We start from the raw sequence: 14,824 nt of genomic DNA on the forward strand, positions 1-14,824 counted from the left end.
TCGTCGAGGCGGAGTTCGGCGCGCCTTCCCCGACCCCGCGCCACGACCCCCGCACCACCGATCCCGCACCACCACCTCAGAGAGAGAAGGACGACACATGTCGGAACCCACGACGACGCAGACCGGAACCCCGGTCGCGAGCGACGCGCACTCCCTCACGGCCGGCGCCGACGGCGCCACCGTGCTGCACGACCGGTACCTGGTCGAGAAGCTCGCCCAGTTCAACCGCGAGCGCATCCCCGAGCGCATCGTGCACGCGAAGGGCGGCGGCGCCTTCGGCCGCTTCGAGGTCACGGCGGATGTCACCGCGTACACGCGGGCCGCGGTGTTCCAGCCGGGCGTCGAGTCCGAGACCCTCCTGCGCTTCTCCAGCGTCGCCGGCGAGCAGGGTTCGCCCGACACCTGGCGCGACGTGCGCGGCTTCTCGGTGAAGTTCTACACGACCGAGGGCAACTACGACATCGTCGGCAACAACACGCCGGTGTTCTTCATCCGCGACGCGATCAAGTTCCCCGACTTCATCCACTCGCAGAAGCGCCTGCCCGGCTCGGGCCTGCGCGACGCGGACATGCAGTGGGACTTCTGGACCCTGTCGCCCGAGTCCGCGCACCAGGTCACGTACCTCATGGGTGACCGCGGCCTGCCGAAGTCGTGGCGCGAGATGCACGGCTTCGGTTCGCACACGTACCAGTGGATCAACGCCGAGGGCGAGCGCTTCTGGGTGAAGTACCACTTCCGTTCGCGACAGGGCGACCTGCACCTCGACGCCGAGACGGCCGAGGCGATCGCCGGCGCCGACGCCGACCACTACCGCCGCGACCTCTTCGACGCGATCGAGCGGGGCGAGTTCCCCAAGTGGGACCTGCACGTGCAGGTCATGCCCTACGAGGACGCGAAGACCTACCGCTTCAACCCGTTCGACCTCACCAAGGTGTGGCCGCACGCGGACTACCCGCTGATCCCGGTGGGCACGCTCACCCTGGACCGCAACCCGCAGAACTTCTTCGCCGAGATCGAGCAGGCCGCGTTCTCGCCGGCGAACACGGTGCCGGGCATCGGCATCAGCCCCGACAAGATGCTCATGGCCCGCGTCTTCAGCTATCCCGACGCGCAGCGCTACCGGGTCGGCACGAACTACAACCAGATTCCCGTGAACGCGCCGCACGCGGCATCCGTGCAGAACTACTCGCAGGACGGCGCCCAGCGCCACGCGTACAACGCGCCGACGACGCCGGTGTACGCGCCGAACTCGTTCGGCGGTCCGGTCGCCGATGCGGCGGCGGCGGGCGAGGGTAGCTGGGAGAGCGACGGCGAGCTGGTGCGGTCGGCGGCGACGCTGCACGCCGATGACAGCGACTTCGGCCAGGCCGGCACCCTCTACCGTGACGTGTTCTCGGCCGCGGCGAAGGAGCGGCTCGTCCAGACGCTCGCCGGCCAGGCGGCCGCGATCACGGTCGACGAGATCCGGGCGCGGTTCTTCGCGTACTGGACCAACGTCGACGCGGGACTCGGCGCGCAGCTGATCGCCGCCGCCTCCGTCGACGACGCCGCTGCATGACCCACGACGGCCGGGGTGCGTGGTGCGCCCCGGCCGTCGCGAGTAGAGTCCGTCGCACGCAGGATCCCCTGCGCCCGGTGGAAGGAACCGCCATGCACGCCGTGTGGACTCCCGTGCGGAGGGCGCTCTCGGCCTACCGCACGGAGTACGCGATCTACGGCACCGTGCTCGTCAGTTCCGTGATCGCCGTGGGGTGGGAGGACGACACCGACCTCGAGGTGCTGCTGTTCGTGCTCGGATCGGTCGGCGTGTTCTGGCTCGCGCACATCTACTCGGGCGTGCTCGCGCGTGAGGACGACACGGAGCCGCGGCTGCGCGCCGTCCTGATCGCCGCTCGCGATGCCATCCGGCACACCGCCGGACTGCTGTTGGCCATGGTGCTGCCCGCCGTGTTCCTGCTGCTCGCCGTCGTCGGGTGGGTCGACGAGTACGTGGCGTACTACGCCGCGCTCTGGGTCGGCGTGGCCGTGCTCGCGGTGCTCGGCTACCTCGCCTCCGCCCGCCGGGGCAGCCCCTGGTACCTGCGCGTCGTCAGCGCCGTGGTCACCGGGAGCCTCGGGCTGCTCGTCATCTGGCTCGGCTCGCTCGTGCACTGAGCGCGGCGCGCCCGGCCGCCCGGCCGCCCGGCACGACCGCCGCCCGGCACGCCCGCTGCCCGAGAGCGGATGCCGCCAGCCGCCCCTACTCCGCCCGCGAGAACGCCGACGCCCGCTCCACCTGATCGCGGGTGAGCGGCACGCCGGTGTAGCGCTCGAACTGCCGCGCGGCCTGCAGCGCGATCACCTCGGCTCCCGAGATCACGCGCTTCCCGGCCGCGCGGCCGGCCGCCACGAGCGGCGTCTCGGCGGGGAACGCCACCACGTCGAACACCGTGGTCGCCCGTTCGATGAACGCGGGCGGGAACGCCAGCGCCGCGGCATCCGCCCCGTGCATGCCGAGCGGAGTGACGTTCACGATGACGTCGAACGCGGGCGCGGGGTCCTCCGCCACCCAGGCGTAGCCGTACTTCGCGGCGAGCGCCGAGCCCGCGGCCTCGTTGCGCGCCACGACTGTGACCTCGCCGAAGCCGGCCCCGCGGAACGCCGCCACGACCGCCTTCGCCATGCCGCCCGAGCCGCGCACGAGCACCCGCTCGCCGGGGTCGATGCCGTACTCGGCGATGAGCATCGCGATGGCCTCGTAGTCGGTGTTCGACGCGGTGAGCACGCCGCCGTCGTTCACGATCGTGTTCACCGACTCGATCGCCGCGGCCGACTCCTCGAGCACGTCGACGAGGGGGATCACCGCCTCCTTGAACGGCATCGACACCGAGCACCCGCGGATGCCGAGGGCACGGATGCCGCGTACGGCGCCCTCGATGTCGTCGGTCGTGAAGGCCTTGTAGATGAAGTTGAGGCCCAGCTCGTCGTAGAGGAAGTTGTGGAAGCGCGTGCCGAGGTTCGACGGCCGGGCCGCGAGCGAGATGCAGACCGACATGTCCTTGTTGAGGATGGGCATGCCCTCAATGGTGCCGGATGCCGCGCGCGGGCGCTCGCGCGGAGCCGACTGCCGCGCAGGCCGCGGCCGCAGCCGGCTCAGGCCTCGCGGCCTCCGGGCGGCCCGACCACCAGCAGGGCCGCGAACACCGCGGCCACGCCGACGACGGCGAGCCCGGTGAGCAGCACCGGTCGCGCGAGGAACCAGCGCAGCATCCGGTTCACCCAGCTGCCGTCGGCCGGGTGCTCGCTCGACTCGCGGCGCCAGTCGCCGTCGAGGCGTCCGTGCCGCATGAGCCACATCTCGAACGGGACGGTGGCGTACGGCACGATCGCGGTGACCACGGCCAACGCGATGAGCCCGATGCTCCAGCGCTGGTTCACGCCGACGAGCACCGCCTGGAACGCGTAGGCCAGGAACACGAACCCGTGGATCGACCCGCCGACGAGCACGGCCGCCTCGATGCCGCCCGCGTACTTCAGGATCATGGCGACGATGAGGATCGTCCAGGTCACCGCCTCGGCGAAGGCGAGCGTGCGGAAGAGGCGTTTCGGTGACACGGGGGAGGCTCCAAGGGTCGGGATGCTTCCATGCTCGCAGTCGCAGCAGCGGGGACGCATCGAACGAACGGATGAACGCGGGTAGCCTGTTGCGGGTGACCGAGCCGACCGAGCCCACCGAGCCATCCGCCCGCGAGCTCGTCTCGAGCCTCATCCGATCGATCCCCGACTTCCCCGAGCCGGGCGTCACGTTCCGCGACCTCACGCCCGTCTTCGCCAGCGGTCCGGCGCTGCACGCGCTCGGCACCAGCCTCACCGAGCCCTTCGCCGGCCGGTTCGACGACATCGGCGGGGTGGAGGCGCGCGGGTTCCTCATCGCCGGTGCTGCGTCGGCCATCTGCGGCGCCGGCGTGCTGACCGTCCGCAAGGCCGGCAAGCTCCCGCGCGCGGTCCTGCGCGAGGAGTACTCCCTCGAATACGGCAGCGCCGCGCTCGAGGTGCACGAAGGCGAGCTCCCGCCCGGCGCGAGGGTGCTCATCGTCGACGACGTGCTCGCGACGGGCGGCACGGTCGGTGCCGCGGCACGCCTCGTGGAACGTGCCGGCTGGCAGGTCGCGGGCATCGCGGTCGCCCTCGAGCTCGAGGGGCTCGGCGGCCGCGAGGCGCTCGGCGACCGCTACGAGGTCTTCTCGCTGCTGCAGTACTGAGCGGATGCCGCGGGCGGCCCGCAGCGGGCAGGGGCCCGCCGCGGCATCCGACCCCCCGTCAGTCGCGGCTCGAGCCCGCGGTCATCCGCCACTCGGCGTCGAGGCCCGTGAGGTAGGCCGCGTTCCCCCGCAGCGCCGCTTCGTAGCGCACCACGTCGGCGGTGCGCACCGCGTCCGCCACCAGCGCGAGCAGCTCGCCGACGGCGCCGTCGCTCCGACCGGCTGCATGGAGGCCGAGCGCGTGGAACGCCCGCACCGACGGCGACTCCGGCCAGCCGGCGAGGGCCCGGTCGAGCACCGCGACGGATTCGTCGAGCCGGCCCAGCAGGCGAAGCGTGCTGCCGTACTGCAGCAGGCACTTGCGCAGCGTGTCCCCGCCGAGCCCGGCGGCGAGCGCGGACTCGTAGTAGCCGGCGGCGGTCTCCTCCTCGCCCGCGGTGTCGTAGGCGCCGCCGACTTCGTAGAGCACCTCGGGCTGGTCGGGATGCTCGGCCAGCAGGGCGAGGAACGCGTCGATCGTCGGCTGCATGTGCTCGCGATCGCGAGCCGCGAAGATCTCGGCGATGGTCGCCTCGAGCTCGGGGGTCAGTGGTTCGGGTCGATGCGCGTCGGTCATCGTCCCATCCTGCCGCGCTGTGCGGCCCGGAGTCAGCCCTGCTGCGAGCCGGAGTCGCCATCGCCGGGCATGAGCGGGAATCCCCCGTCGCCCCGCGAACCGTCGCCCGGCCGGAAGCCGTCGTCGGGGAAGCCCCGCCCGTCCTGCACCATGCCGCGGCCGGGGCCGCCGCCGAACCCGTCGAAGAGCGCCGCCGCGGTCCCGGCGACGAACCCGCTCGCGAAGCACAGCAGGGCGAGCAGCACCGCGCCGACGGCGAGCACCCACGCGCGCCGGTACCACGGCACGTGGTGGGCGTCCGCGGAGGGCGCGTTCGGCGGCACGCTCGCGGAGCCGGCGGGAGGCGGCGTACCGGGTTCGAAGGGCCGAGGTGCGACGGGCTGCGTTGGGGCGGTGGCACTCATGGGGAATCCTCCGTGACGAGGCGGGGCGTGGTCCCCGCACCTCACCGCAGGATGCGACCCGAGCCTATGCGGGTCCGCTCAGCAGTCCATGAATCCGCTCGGAATCGCGCCCGGGGCCACCCGCCCGCGAGCCGCGACTACGCCTCGACGAGTGCCCGGCGCACGACGCTGGTGAAGAACCCGAGGCCGTCGACCCCCGACCGCATCGCGGCGGCGGTGTCGGGGCCGAACCCGGGCTCGACCGCGTGCTCGGGGTGCGGCATGAGGCCGACCACGTTGCCGCGAGCGTTCGAGATGCCCGCGATGTCACGGAGCGAGCCGTTCGGGTTGACGTCGACGTAGCGGAACACCACGCGACCCTCGCCCTCGAGCCGGTCGAGGGTGTCGTCGTCGGCGATGAAGCCGCCCTCGCCGTTCTTCAGGGGGATGGTGATCTCCTGGCCTGCGTCGAAGCCGCTCGTCCAGTCGGTGGAGGTGTTCTCGACGCGCAGCACCTGGTCGCGGCAGATGAACGCGCCGTGGTCGTTGCGGATCAGGCCGCCCTCGAGCAGGTGCGCCTCGGTGAGCATCTGGAAGCCGTTGCAGATGCCGAGCACGGGCATGCCGGCGTTCGCGGCATCCACGACCTCGGTCATGATCGGGCTGAGCGAGGCGATCGCGCCGCAGCGCAGGTAGTCGCCGTAGCTGAAGCCGCCGGGCAGGATGAGCGCGTCGACGCCGTCGAGGTCGTGGGAGCCGTGCCAGAGGGCGACGGGCTCGGCGCCCGCGAGCCGCACGGCGCGCTGCGCGTCGCGGTCGTCGAGCGAGCCGGGGAACGTGATGACGCCGATGCGCATGTCAGCCCGCCTCAGTGCGTCTCGCCCGCGGGGGCGACGTATCCCGAGTCGGAGTGCTCGGCGGACTCGTGCGCGGCCTCCTCGGCGAGCTCGGCGTTGGACTGCTCGTAGTGGATGCCCACGACGTCCTCGATGACCGAGTTCGAGAGGATCTCCTCCGCGATCTGCTGCACGCTGGCCTTGAGGGCGTCGTCGACGGGGCCGTCGACGGTGAGCTCGAAGCGCTTGCCGATGCGCACGCCCGAGAACCCGCTGCGGCCCGTGCGGGCGAGGGCGCCGGCGACGGCCTTCCCCTGGGGGTCGAGCAACTCGGCCTTGGGCATCACTTCGACGACGATGGTGGGCACCGCGGTTCTCCGTCCGGTGTCGAGGGTGTGGATGCCTCGATTCTATCGGGAGACCGCGGATGCCCCTCGCCGGGCGTCAGCCCGGACGATCAGCGCCGTGCCGTCGCCGGGTGGTCAGGCGCCGTGTCAGCGTCGCGAGATCGCCCGCACGATGATGCCGACGGCCACGAGCGCGGCCACGGCCACGCCGATGACGAGGCCGGGGTTCTCGCGGTAGCGCGCCTTCACGTAGCCGACGCCCTCGTCCGCGGCGCTCCTGGCGTTCGCGTAGGCGTCCTTGGCCTGTGCGGTGACGGTCTCGGCGGCGTCGGCGGCCTTCTCCGCGACATCCGCGGCCTTGGCCTTGGCGCTGTCGATCACGTCGTTGACGGCGCCGGCCACCTGCTCCTTCGCGTCGTCAGCCGCCTCCGCGGCGTCGCGCGTGGTGTCGCGCACGCCGCCGGCGAGGTCCTCCGCCGTGCCGGCCGCCAGGTTGGCCGTGTGGTCTGCTGCGCTGCCTGCCGTCGTCGCGTCGGCGATGTTGCGGTCCGTGTCAGTCATGGTTCCACCTTCCGTCGTTGCGATGCCGTCATGCTACGCGCGCCACCTCGGGGCGGGCCGAAAGGGGGGCCGGGGTTGCAACGCGGCGAGGCGGGTGCTACTGGCTGGTGGCCTCCGCCGTCGCGTGCACGGATGCCCCGGGCCGAGGTTGCGGGCATGGAATTCCGCGCGTACTATTCCGCACGGAATATGTGCCGCGATCGAGCGAAGGGAGCGCGGATGTCTCGACTCACCCCATTGGCGCTCTCGACACTCGCGCTGCTCACCGAGCGCCCGATGCACCCCTACGAGATGTACCAGCTGATGCTCCAGCGTCGGGAGGACCGCGTCGTGAAGGTGAGCGCCGGTTCGCTCTACCGGGCCGTGGAACGCCTCGCGGCTGACGGGTACATCGCCGAGACCGGCGTGGAGCGCGAGGGCAACCGCCCCGAGCGCACGGTCTACGCCATCACCGACGCCGGACGCGACGCCGTGCGCTCGACCCTCGAGCAGATGCTCGGCGAGTTCGTCAACGAGTTCCCCGAGTTCCCCGTGGCGGTCGGCGAGGCCCACAACCTGCCGCCCGAGCGGGTCGCCGAGCTGCTCGCCGAACGCGCCGCGCGCATCCGGGAGTTCACCGCGTTCATCGACGCCGGCCTCGCGCACATCGCCGAGAAGGGCGTCGCGCGGCACTACGTGCTCAACGTGCACTACACCCGCGCCATGCTCACGGCCGAGCTCGACTGGCTCGAGCACACGATCGACGAGCTCCGCAGCGGCCGGCTGCACTGGACCGCCTCGACCGACTGACCCGCGCGCCGCCTGACGGCCGCGACCGACTGACGACAACTGAACGGAAACGAAGACACGATGGAACCGCAACGCAAGCCCTGGCCCGCCCTCTGGGCGCTCGTCATCGGCTTCTTCATGATCCTCGTCGACTCGACGATCGTCTCGATCGCCAACCCGGCGATCCTGCGCGACCTCGACGCCGACATCACCGCCGTGCTCTGGGTCACGAGCGCCTACCTGCTCGCCTACGCAGTGCCCCTGCTCATCACCGGCCGCCTCGGCGACCGGTTCGGGCCCAAGCGCGTCTACATGATCGGCCTCGTGGTCTTCACGCTGGCGTCGCTCTGGTGCGGGTTCTCGGGCGACATCACCATGCTCATCGCGGCCCGGGCCGTGCAGGGCCTCGGCGCGGCGCTCATGACGCCGCAGACGATGGCCGTGATCACCCGGATCTTCCCGCCCAACCAGCGCGGCGCCGCCATGGGCCTCTGGGGTGCCGTGGCGGGCGTGGCGACGCTCGTCGGGCCGATCCTCGGCGGCGTGCTCGTCGACTCGCTCGGCTGGGAGTGGATCTTCTTCGTCAACGTGCCCGTCGGCATCATCGCGTTCGTGCTCGCCTGGCGGCTCGTGCCGAACCTCGAGACCCATTCGCACCGCTTCGATTGGCTGGGCGTCGCGCTCAGCGCGGTCGGCATGTTCCTCGTCGTCTTCGGCATCCAGGAGGGCGAGACCTACGACTGGGGCACGATCGTCGGCCCCATCACGGTGTGGGGCCTCATCATCACCGGCATCGTCGTGCTCGTCGGGTTCGTGGTGTGGCAGAGGTTCAACCCCGCCGAGCCGCTGCTGCCGCTGCCGCTGTTCCGCGACCGCAACTTCTCGCTCTCCAACGTCGCGATCTCGCTCGTCGGCTTCGCCATCGTGGCCATGCCCCTGCCGCTCGCCTTCTACTACCAGGTCGCCCGTGGGCTCACGCCGACGCAGGCCGCGCTGATGCTGGTGCCGATGGCCCTCGTGACCGGTGTCGCCGCCCCCTTCGTCGGCCGCCTCATCGACCGCGTCGACCCCAAGTGGATCGCGTTCAGCGGGTTCGTGGTCACCGCGCTCGCGCTCTGGTGGACGTCGACGCTCCTCACCCCCGACCAGGAGCTGTGGGTGCTCCTCATCCCGTCGGGCCTGCTCGGCCTCGGCCTCTCGGGCATCTGGGCGCCGCTCGCCTCGTCGGCGACCCGCAACCTGCCGCCGTCGCAGGCCGGAGCCGGATCGGGCGTCTACAACACCACCCGCCAGGTCGGCTCGGTGCTCGGGAGCGCGGCCATCGCCGCCCTGCTGAACGCACGCCTCGCGGCAGAGCTGCCCGGGTTCGACACGCAGGCCGCCGAGCAGGCGAGCGCGGGCTCGAGCGGCATGCCGCCGCAGGTGCTCGAGGGCTTCACGGCCGCGATGTCGCAGTCGATGTGGCTGCCGATCATCGGCTTCGCGGTCGGTGCGATCGTCGTGCTGTTCTACGCCAAGCCGAAGCTGACGGTCGACTGGGGTGCCGCGGTTCGGTCCGGCGAGGCGATGGGCCAGCCGGCCGACGAGGCGGCCCGAGCCGAGTAGCCGAGCGGATGCCGCGGCGTCGCGCCGCGGCATCCGCCCCGCTCGTCGTGATCGGTCGGCGGCGCTAGGTCCGCCGCAGCGCGCGGACGACCACGATCACGAGGACGGCGAGGCACGCGAGGACTGCGGTGCCCACCGCGACGGGCCGCTCGCGGAGCATCCCGAGCACGCGGCCCGGGAGCCCCTCCGACCCGCCGACCGAGTCGACGGCGTCGCGGCGCTCGTCGCCGGTCCGGCCCGGGCCGGCGGGGGACTCCTGCCGGCCGCCGCTCCTCGCGGTGCCGCTGCTGCCGCTGCCGCTGGTGCCGGTGCCGCCCGCGGCCATCTGGCTCATGGTCGGACCGCCGTGCGCTTCCGCGTCGGCCGTCGCGGTCGTGCCGGTCGTCTCGCTCATGCGCGACCCCCAGCCGTCTGGGCGCGGACCTGGCGCCGGGCCTGGGCCCAGGCCTTCTCGCGGGCCTTGATGACCTTCGGGTTCGTCCAGAACGCCTCGCTCGCCGCCGAGTACTCCCGCAGCCGCGGTGCGAACCGCCGGCCGAGCGCGGCCACGATGCTGACGACCCCGAGGATGATCATGGTCGTTCGGATCTGCCGTGGCATGTCGCCCCTCTCCGCCGTCGACGGGCTCGACGGCTCCTGGGGCCAGCATGCGAGGGGCCGCCGTCGCGGTCGAGCCGATTGACAGCCCCGAACGCGGCGAGTAGAACCCGTCCCGCTCAGGCCAGTCCGGCCCGCTCGGTGAGCACCGTCCTCAGCGTGTCGCGCGTCGCCTCGAGGCCACGGTGCACCTCTTCGAAGCTCGTCGACAGTGGCGAGAGGCCGAGCCGCAGGCCGCCGGGGTCGCGGTAGTCGGGGATGACGTCCTGCTGCCAGAGCCGCGCGGTCACCTCCCGCATCGCGGGGTGGTTGAGCGTCACGTGCCCGCCGCGCTCCTCGGGGTCGAGCGGTGAGGCGAGCGTGACGCCCAGCGGGCCGAGCCACTCGTCGGCGACCGTGATGGCGAACGAGGTGAGCGCGACCGACTTCGCGCGCACCGCCGGCATGCCGGCCTCCTCGATCATCGCGAGGGTCTCCTCCATGGCGATCATGCCGACGATGGGCGGCGTGCCGCTGATGAAGCGACGGATGCCGGTGGCGGGCGTGTAGCCGGGACCCATCCTGAACACGTCGGCCGTGCCCATCCAGCCCTGGATCGGCTGGCTGAGGACGCCCTGCAGGTCGTCGCGCACGTAGGCGAAGGCCGGGGATCCCGGACCGCCGTTCAGGTACTTGTACGTGCAGCCCACTGCGAGGTCGAAGCCCCAGAGGTCGGACTTGATCGGCACCGATCCGGCCGAGTGGCACAGGTCCCAGAGGATGAGCGCCCCGGCGTCGTGCGCGATGCGCGTGAGCTCGGGCGCGTCGGCGAGGTAGGCCGAGCGGTAGGCGACGTGGCTGAGCACGACGAGTGCCGTCTCGGGGCCGGCCGCCTCGGCGAGCTGCTCGGGCGTCACGCCCGACGCGGGGTCGACCTCGATCCAGCGCAGTCGCATGCCGCGCTCGGCCGCGATGCCCTCGAGCACGTAGCGGTCGGTCGGGAAGTTGTCGCTGTCGACGATGATCTCGCGTCGTGCGGGGTCGCGGGCGAGCTGCGCGTCGACGGCGGCGCGGCAGAGCTTGTAGAGGAGCACGGTCGTGGAGTCGCCGATGACGGTCTGCCCGGGCTTGGCCTCGATGACGGCGCGGCCGATGCGGTCGCCGATCTCGAACGGCAGCTGCATCCATGACTCGTCCCAGCCGCGGATGAGCCGGCCGCCCCAGTCCTCGCGCAGGAAGCGCTCGACGCGTTCGATGGCCGACACCGGCGGGCGGCCGAGGGAGTTGCCGTCGAAGTACACGAGGTCGGTGTCTGTGCCGGCGAAGCGCTTGCGGTAATGGGCGAGACCGTCGGCGCGGTCCATGCGGCGGGCGTACGCGAGATGCGGGTCGAGGGTCACAGGAGCTCCAGGTCTTCGGTGGGCACGACGCACGCGGTCGAGAGCCACTCGGGCAGTTCGTGGATGGTCGCGGGCGGCGCCCCGGGCACGAAGGTCGCGATGCCCTCGGCGCGGGCCTCGCGCGGCCAGGGATCGGTGATCGCGGCGATCACGTGGGCGGCGTCGAGCCCGGCGGACGCCAGCAGGGCGAGCTCGGCCGGGTTCACGCCGAGCGGCTGGTCGCCGTTGCCGAGGTCGGTGCCGTACAGCACCCGGCCGCCCGCCGAGGCGAAGCGGCGCAGGTTGTCGGCGGCCCGCTCGGCGTCGGGCGTCGGCTCGCCGTAGCCGGCGACGTACAGCGTCGAGATCCAGCGCTGCCCGATGGCGACCGCCCGGGCGACGAGCCCGTCGTCGATCACCTCGGTGAAGGGCGTGTGCGCCAGCGTGTCGACGCCGGCGTCGACGGCGAGCCGGGTCATCCCGTCGCCCTCGACGTGGGCGACGACGGGCAGGCCGAGCCGACGGGCGGCCGCGACGATCGCGTCGAGCGTCGGCCGGTCGAACACCGGTCCCGCAGCCGCGTTGAGGGCCACCTTGATGACGGATGCCCCGAACGCGTGCTGCTCGCTCACCGCCGTCTCGGCGGCCGACGGCAGCGCCGACCGTCCGTCGCCGTGCTCGGCCGCGATCTCGCGCGCGCAGCCGGGCGCGGCCCACGCCCGCCCCACCGGATACCCGCCGGGAGCGGTGAGGAACGCCCCGGCGAAGTCGGCCCGCGGCAGGCCGCCCCGATGGCGTCGCGCGGCGACCAGGTCGGGCGGCGCGCCGAGGTCGACGAACCCGGCGATCGCCGTGTCGGCCAACGCGTCCTCGCCGATGATCATCAGGTGCACGTGGTGGTCGACGAGCGGCGGCAGCATCGTGCCCGTCTCGCCGGGGTGGTCGCCGTTCAGCGAACGACGCACCGCCGACGCCAGTGGGCCCAGGTCGAGCACGGCCTCGGTGCGGGTGTCATCGGGTCGTGGCATCCGTCAACCAGGGATCTCCGTGCGCACGGCGTACAGCTCGGGGAAGAACGTGAGCTCGAGGGCGCGGCGCAGGAAGGGCGCGCCGCTCGATCCACCCGTGCCGGTCTTCGAGCCGATGATGCGCTCGACGGTCTTCAGGTGCCGGAACCGCCAGAGCTGGAAGTTGTCCTCGAGGTCGACGAGTTCCTCGCACGTCTCGTAGGCGGCCCAGTGCTCCTCGGGGTTCGCGTAGATCGCGGCGAACACGGGCACCAGCTCGGGCTGGAACGTCCACGCGAGGGTCACGTCCCGCTCCAGGATCGCCGCGGGGATCGGGTACCCGGCGCGGGCGAGCAGCCGGAGGAACTCGTCGTAGATGCTGGGCGAGTCGAGTGCGTGGCGCAGGATGGCGCTCGCCGCGGCATCCGACTCGAAGACCTGCATCATCTTCGCGTTCTTGTTGCCGAGCACGAACTCGACCGCGCGGTACTGGTAGGACTGGAACCCGCTCGCGTTGCCGAGCACGCCGCGGAACTGTCCGTACTCGGTGGGCGTGAGCGTCGCGAGCACCGACCACTGCTCGGTGAGCGTGCGCTGGATGTGCTTGACCCGGGCGACGCACTTGAGGGCCGGGGCGAGCTCGTCGGCCCGCAGCAGGTCGCGCGCGGTCTCGAGCTCGTGCAGCACGAGCTTCAGCCACAGCTCGGTGGTCTGGTGCTGGATGATGAACAGCAGCTCGTCGTGGTGCTCGGGCCGCGAGATAGGCCGCTGCGCCGAGAGCAGCGTGGGCAGGTCGAGGTACCCGCCGTAGCTCATGCGGTCGCTGAAGTCGGTGACGACGGATGCCTCGATGCGGCGGGTGTTCGCCGCGACGGGCTGCTCGGGTTCGGCGTTCTCGGCGGATTCGGCCACGCAGCCAGCCTAGCCGCGCGCCTGCGCCCCGCTCGTTCCGGATGGGACGAGCGAGGCGCAGTGAGGGGTGGATGCGGGACGGATGCCGCGACTGCGCGTCAGTGCGTCGTGCCGGCGCCGGCGTCGGCGCCGCCACGTCCTCGGAGCACCAGCGCGATCACCGCGGCGACGACGGCGAGCCCGGCCGCGCCGAGGTACACGAGCGAGAACCCGCCGGCGAGGGCCGCCTCGGTCGTGGCGCCACCGGCGGCGAGTGACTCGGTGCGGGAGGCGGCGAGCGTGGCGAGCACCGCCATGCCCAGCGCGCCGCCGACCTGCTGGCTCGTGTTGACGAGTCCGCCGGCGAGGCCGGCTTCGCCGCCCTCGACCCCGTGCACGGCGAGCTGCGTCGCGGTGACGAAGGCGCCGCCGAGTCCGATGCCGATGAGCAGGGTCGGGCCGAGCACGTGCACGAGGAAGACGGCGCCGGCCGGCGCGGCGGCGAGCCAGCCCAGCCCGCCCGCGAACACCAGCAGCGAGACAGCAAGGGTCGGGCGCACGCCGAACCGGGCGACGAGGGGCGGCACGGCCGCGGCGACGACCACGAGCGCGATCGCGAGCGGCAGCTGGGTGAGCCCGGCGCCGAGGGAGTCGAGGTGCATGACCTCCTGCAGGTACACCGAGAGGGCGAAGAAGAGCGCCACCATCGCGCCGCCGAGCAGGAGCATCACGACGTTGCCCGCGCTGACCGAGCGGTTCGCGAAGGTCGACAGCGGCAGGAGCGGCTCCGCCGCGCGTCGTTCGACGACCACGAAGGCGGCACCGAGCACGACCGCCGCACCCAGCAGGCCGAGCACCACGGGGTTCGCGAAGCCGAGCTGCTCGGCGCTCGTGAGGCCTGCGACGAGGGCGACGAGCGCCCCGGTGACGGTCGCGGCGCCGGCGAGGTCGACTCGCATGCCTGCGCCCGGCTGGTCGCGGCGGATGAGGAACGGGATGGCGACGAGCACGATGACGCCCACCGGCAGGTTCACGAAGAACACGGCCTGCCAGCCGAAGGCGGCGGTGAGCACGCCGCCGAGCAGCACTCCGGCAGCGCTGCCGGCGCCGGCGACGGCACCCCAGATGCCGAGCGCCCGAGCCCGGTCGCGGGTCGACGTGAAGAGGCGGGTGACGAGGGCGAGCGACGCCGGGGCGAGCAATGCGGCGGACGCCCCCTGCAGCGCGCGGGCGGTGAGGAGCATCTCTCCCGACACCGCCAGGCCGGCGAGGGCGGATGCGGCGATGAACGATCCGGTGCCGATCAGGAAGATGCGGCGGTGCCCGAACCGGTCGGCCAGGCGGCCGCCGAACAGGAGCAGGCTGCCGAACGGCAGCACGTACGCCGTGATCACCCAGGCGAGCGCGCCCGGGCCGAGCCCGAGGTCGGCGCCGAGAGTGGGAATGGCGATGTTCACGATCGAGGCGTCGAGCACCACGAGGAACTGGGCGAGGGCGAGCGCGGCGAGCGCCCACCAGCGCCGGGAGGGCGGTGCGGTCGGTGCAGCGGGCGCCGATCCGGTGGGCGTCGGGGCAGTGGAGACGGAGACGGGAGTCATGAGCGTTGTTCCTCTT

At 72.4% G+C, this 14,824-nt stretch carries 17 protein-coding genes and 1 pseudogene; 5 read left to right on the top strand and 13 right to left on the bottom strand.

What is annotated here, in order from left to right; all coding sequences use genetic code 11:
* Positions 1-97: 97 nt before the first annotated feature.
* Both AC1DZA_RS00275 and AC1DZA_RS00280 read left to right on the top strand, forming a co-directional pair.
* A complete protein-coding gene (locus tag AC1DZA_RS00275) occupies positions 98-1,558 on the top strand; it encodes a catalase (RefSeq protein ID WP_476771233.1) in 1,461 nt (486 codons plus the stop codon).
* Positions 1,559-1,650: 92 nt separating this feature from the next.
* On the top strand, positions 1,651-2,154 hold the full coding sequence (locus AC1DZA_RS00280; RefSeq protein ID WP_476771234.1) for a hypothetical protein: 504 nt from the start codon (positions 1,651-1,653) through the stop codon (positions 2,152-2,154).
* Between the two features lie 85 nt (positions 2,155-2,239).
* Here AC1DZA_RS00280 and AC1DZA_RS00285 read toward each other — a convergent pair whose 3' ends face one another.
* Entirely contained in the window at positions 2,240-3,055 is an 816-nt protein-coding gene (locus tag AC1DZA_RS00285) for a shikimate 5-dehydrogenase (RefSeq protein WP_476771235.1), read from the bottom strand.
* A gap of 77 nt (positions 3,056-3,132) precedes the next feature.
* Entirely contained in the window at positions 3,133-3,594 is a 462-nt protein-coding gene (locus AC1DZA_RS00290) for a DUF3817 domain-containing protein (protein WP_476771236.1), read from the bottom strand.
* Positions 3,595-3,665: 71 nt separating this feature from the next.
* Here AC1DZA_RS00290 and AC1DZA_RS00295 point away from each other — a divergent pair, with 71 nt between their 5' ends.
* Complete coding sequence (locus AC1DZA_RS00295) at positions 3,666-4,241, top strand: adenine phosphoribosyltransferase (RefSeq protein ID WP_476771237.1); 576 nt, start codon at positions 3,666-3,668, stop codon at positions 4,239-4,241.
* Between the two features lie 58 nt (positions 4,242-4,299).
* Here the strand turns inward: AC1DZA_RS00295 and AC1DZA_RS00300 are convergent, their stop codons facing one another.
* The 5 genes and pseudogenes from AC1DZA_RS00300 to AC1DZA_RS00320 form a co-directional block, all read right to left on the bottom strand.
* Positions 4,300-4,857, bottom strand: coding sequence for a tetratricopeptide repeat protein (locus tag AC1DZA_RS00300; protein WP_476763861.1), 558 nt, complete (start codon positions 4,855-4,857; stop codon positions 4,300-4,302).
* 32 nt (positions 4,858-4,889) lie between these two features.
* Positions 4,890-5,261: a hypothetical protein gene (locus tag AC1DZA_RS00305; protein WP_476771238.1), complete on the bottom strand. Its 372-nt coding sequence runs from the start codon at positions 5,259-5,261 to the stop codon at positions 4,890-4,892.
* Positions 5,262-5,398: 137 nt separating this feature from the next.
* A complete protein-coding gene (gene purQ, locus AC1DZA_RS00310; protein ID WP_476771239.1) occupies positions 5,399-6,097 on the bottom strand; it encodes a phosphoribosylformylglycinamidine synthase subunit PurQ in 699 nt (232 codons plus the stop codon).
* 113 nt (positions 6,098-6,210) lie between these two features.
* A pseudogene (gene purS, locus AC1DZA_RS00315) lies at positions 6,211-6,444 on the bottom strand (phosphoribosylformylglycinamidine synthase subunit PurS); the annotation flags it as partial.
* Between the two features lie 126 nt (positions 6,445-6,570).
* Positions 6,571-6,984, bottom strand: a complete 414-nt coding sequence (locus AC1DZA_RS00320; RefSeq protein WP_476771240.1) for a hypothetical protein — start codon at positions 6,982-6,984, stop codon at positions 6,571-6,573.
* Positions 6,985-7,203: 219 nt separating this feature from the next.
* On the opposite strand from AC1DZA_RS00320, the gene AC1DZA_RS00325 reads away from it, so the two are divergent.
* Positions 7,204-7,773: a PadR family transcriptional regulator gene (locus tag AC1DZA_RS00325; protein ID WP_476771241.1), complete on the top strand. Its 570-nt coding sequence runs from the start codon at positions 7,204-7,206 to the stop codon at positions 7,771-7,773.
* A 60-nt stretch (positions 7,774-7,833) separates the two neighbouring features.
* Positions 7,834-9,357 (top strand): DHA2 family efflux MFS transporter permease subunit, encoded by a 1,524-nt coding sequence (locus AC1DZA_RS00330; protein WP_476771242.1) that lies wholly within the window; start codon positions 7,834-7,836, stop codon positions 9,355-9,357.
* Positions 9,358-9,421: 64 nt separating this feature from the next.
* Here the strand turns inward: AC1DZA_RS00330 and AC1DZA_RS00335 are convergent, their stop codons facing one another.
* The 6 genes from AC1DZA_RS00335 to AC1DZA_RS00360 all read right to left on the bottom strand — a co-directional run bounded on the left by AC1DZA_RS00335 (position 9,422) and on the right by AC1DZA_RS00360 (position 14,808).
* Entirely contained in the window at positions 9,422-9,751 is a 330-nt protein-coding gene (locus AC1DZA_RS00335; protein WP_476771243.1) for a hypothetical protein, read from the bottom strand.
* Positions 9,748-9,957 (bottom strand): hypothetical protein, encoded by a 210-nt coding sequence (locus tag AC1DZA_RS00340; RefSeq protein WP_476761326.1) that lies wholly within the window; start codon positions 9,955-9,957, stop codon positions 9,748-9,750. The genes AC1DZA_RS00335 and AC1DZA_RS00340 overlap by 4 nt, the downstream gene beginning before the upstream one ends.
* Before the next feature lie 116 nt (positions 9,958-10,073).
* Positions 10,074-11,297 carry a kynureninase gene (locus AC1DZA_RS00345; protein WP_476771624.1) on the bottom strand — a complete coding sequence of 408 codons (1,224 nt, stop codon included), beginning with the start codon at positions 11,295-11,297 and terminating at the stop codon, positions 10,074-10,076.
* Positions 11,298-11,329: 32 nt separating this feature from the next.
* Positions 11,330-12,340, bottom strand: a complete 1,011-nt coding sequence (locus tag AC1DZA_RS00350; protein WP_476771244.1) for an amidohydrolase family protein — start codon at positions 12,338-12,340, stop codon at positions 11,330-11,332.
* Positions 12,341-12,343: 3 nt separating this feature from the next.
* Entirely contained in the window at positions 12,344-13,231 is an 888-nt protein-coding gene (gene kynA, locus AC1DZA_RS00355) for a tryptophan 2,3-dioxygenase (RefSeq protein ID WP_309976405.1), read from the bottom strand.
* A gap of 98 nt (positions 13,232-13,329) precedes the next feature.
* Complete coding sequence (locus AC1DZA_RS00360) at positions 13,330-14,808, bottom strand: DHA2 family efflux MFS transporter permease subunit (protein ID WP_476771245.1); 1,479 nt, start codon at positions 14,806-14,808, stop codon at positions 13,330-13,332.
* Between the last annotated feature and the right edge of the window lie 16 nt (positions 14,809-14,824).

Source organism: Agromyces sp. P2_B3, from assembly GCF_056404815.1.

Bases quoted from the DNA above. Each gene is read 5' to 3' on its own strand.
- AC1DZA_RS00340 (WP_476761326.1), bottom strand. From the start codon at position 9,957: ATGCCACGGCAGATCCGAACGACCATGATCATCCTCGGGGTCGTCAGC.
- purQ (WP_476771239.1), bottom strand. From the start codon at position 6,097: ATGCGCATCGGCGTCATCACGTTCCCCGGCTCGCTCGACGACCGCGAC.
- AC1DZA_RS00330 (WP_476771242.1), top strand. From the start codon at position 7,834: ATGGAACCGCAACGCAAGCCCTGGCCCGCCCTCTGGGCGCTCGTCATC.
- AC1DZA_RS00295 (WP_476771237.1), top strand. From the start codon at position 3,666: ATGAACGCGGGTAGCCTGTTGCGGGTGACCGAGCCGACCGAGCCCACC.
- AC1DZA_RS00325 (WP_476771241.1), top strand. From the start codon at position 7,204: ATGTCTCGACTCACCCCATTGGCGCTCTCGACACTCGCGCTGCTCACC.
- AC1DZA_RS00335 (WP_476771243.1), bottom strand. From the start codon at position 9,751: ATGAGCGAGACGACCGGCACGACCGCGACGGCCGACGCGGAAGCGCAC.
- AC1DZA_RS00280 (WP_476771234.1), top strand. From the start codon at position 1,651: ATGCACGCCGTGTGGACTCCCGTGCGGAGGGCGCTCTCGGCCTACCGC.
- AC1DZA_RS00305 (WP_476771238.1), bottom strand. From the start codon at position 5,261: ATGAGTGCCACCGCCCCAACGCAGCCCGTCGCACCTCGGCCCTTCGAA.
- AC1DZA_RS00285 (WP_476771235.1), bottom strand. From the start codon at position 3,055: ATGCCCATCCTCAACAAGGACATGTCGGTCTGCATCTCGCTCGCGGCC.
- AC1DZA_RS00320 (WP_476771240.1), bottom strand. From the start codon at position 6,984: ATGACTGACACGGACCGCAACATCGCCGACGCGACGACGGCAGGCAGC.
- AC1DZA_RS00345 (WP_476771624.1), bottom strand. From the start codon at position 11,297: ATGGACCGCGCCGACGGTCTCGCCCATTACCGCAAGCGCTTCGCCGGC.
- AC1DZA_RS00350 (WP_476771244.1), bottom strand. From the start codon at position 12,340: ATGCCACGACCCGATGACACCCGCACCGAGGCCGTGCTCGACCTGGGC.
- AC1DZA_RS00275 (WP_476771233.1), top strand. From the start codon at position 98: ATGTCGGAACCCACGACGACGCAGACCGGAACCCCGGTCGCGAGCGAC.
- AC1DZA_RS00300 (WP_476763861.1), bottom strand. From the start codon at position 4,857: ATGACCGACGCGCATCGACCCGAACCACTGACCCCCGAGCTCGAGGCG.
- AC1DZA_RS00360 (WP_476771245.1), bottom strand. From the start codon at position 14,808: ATGACTCCCGTCTCCGTCTCCACTGCCCCGACGCCCACCGGATCGGCG.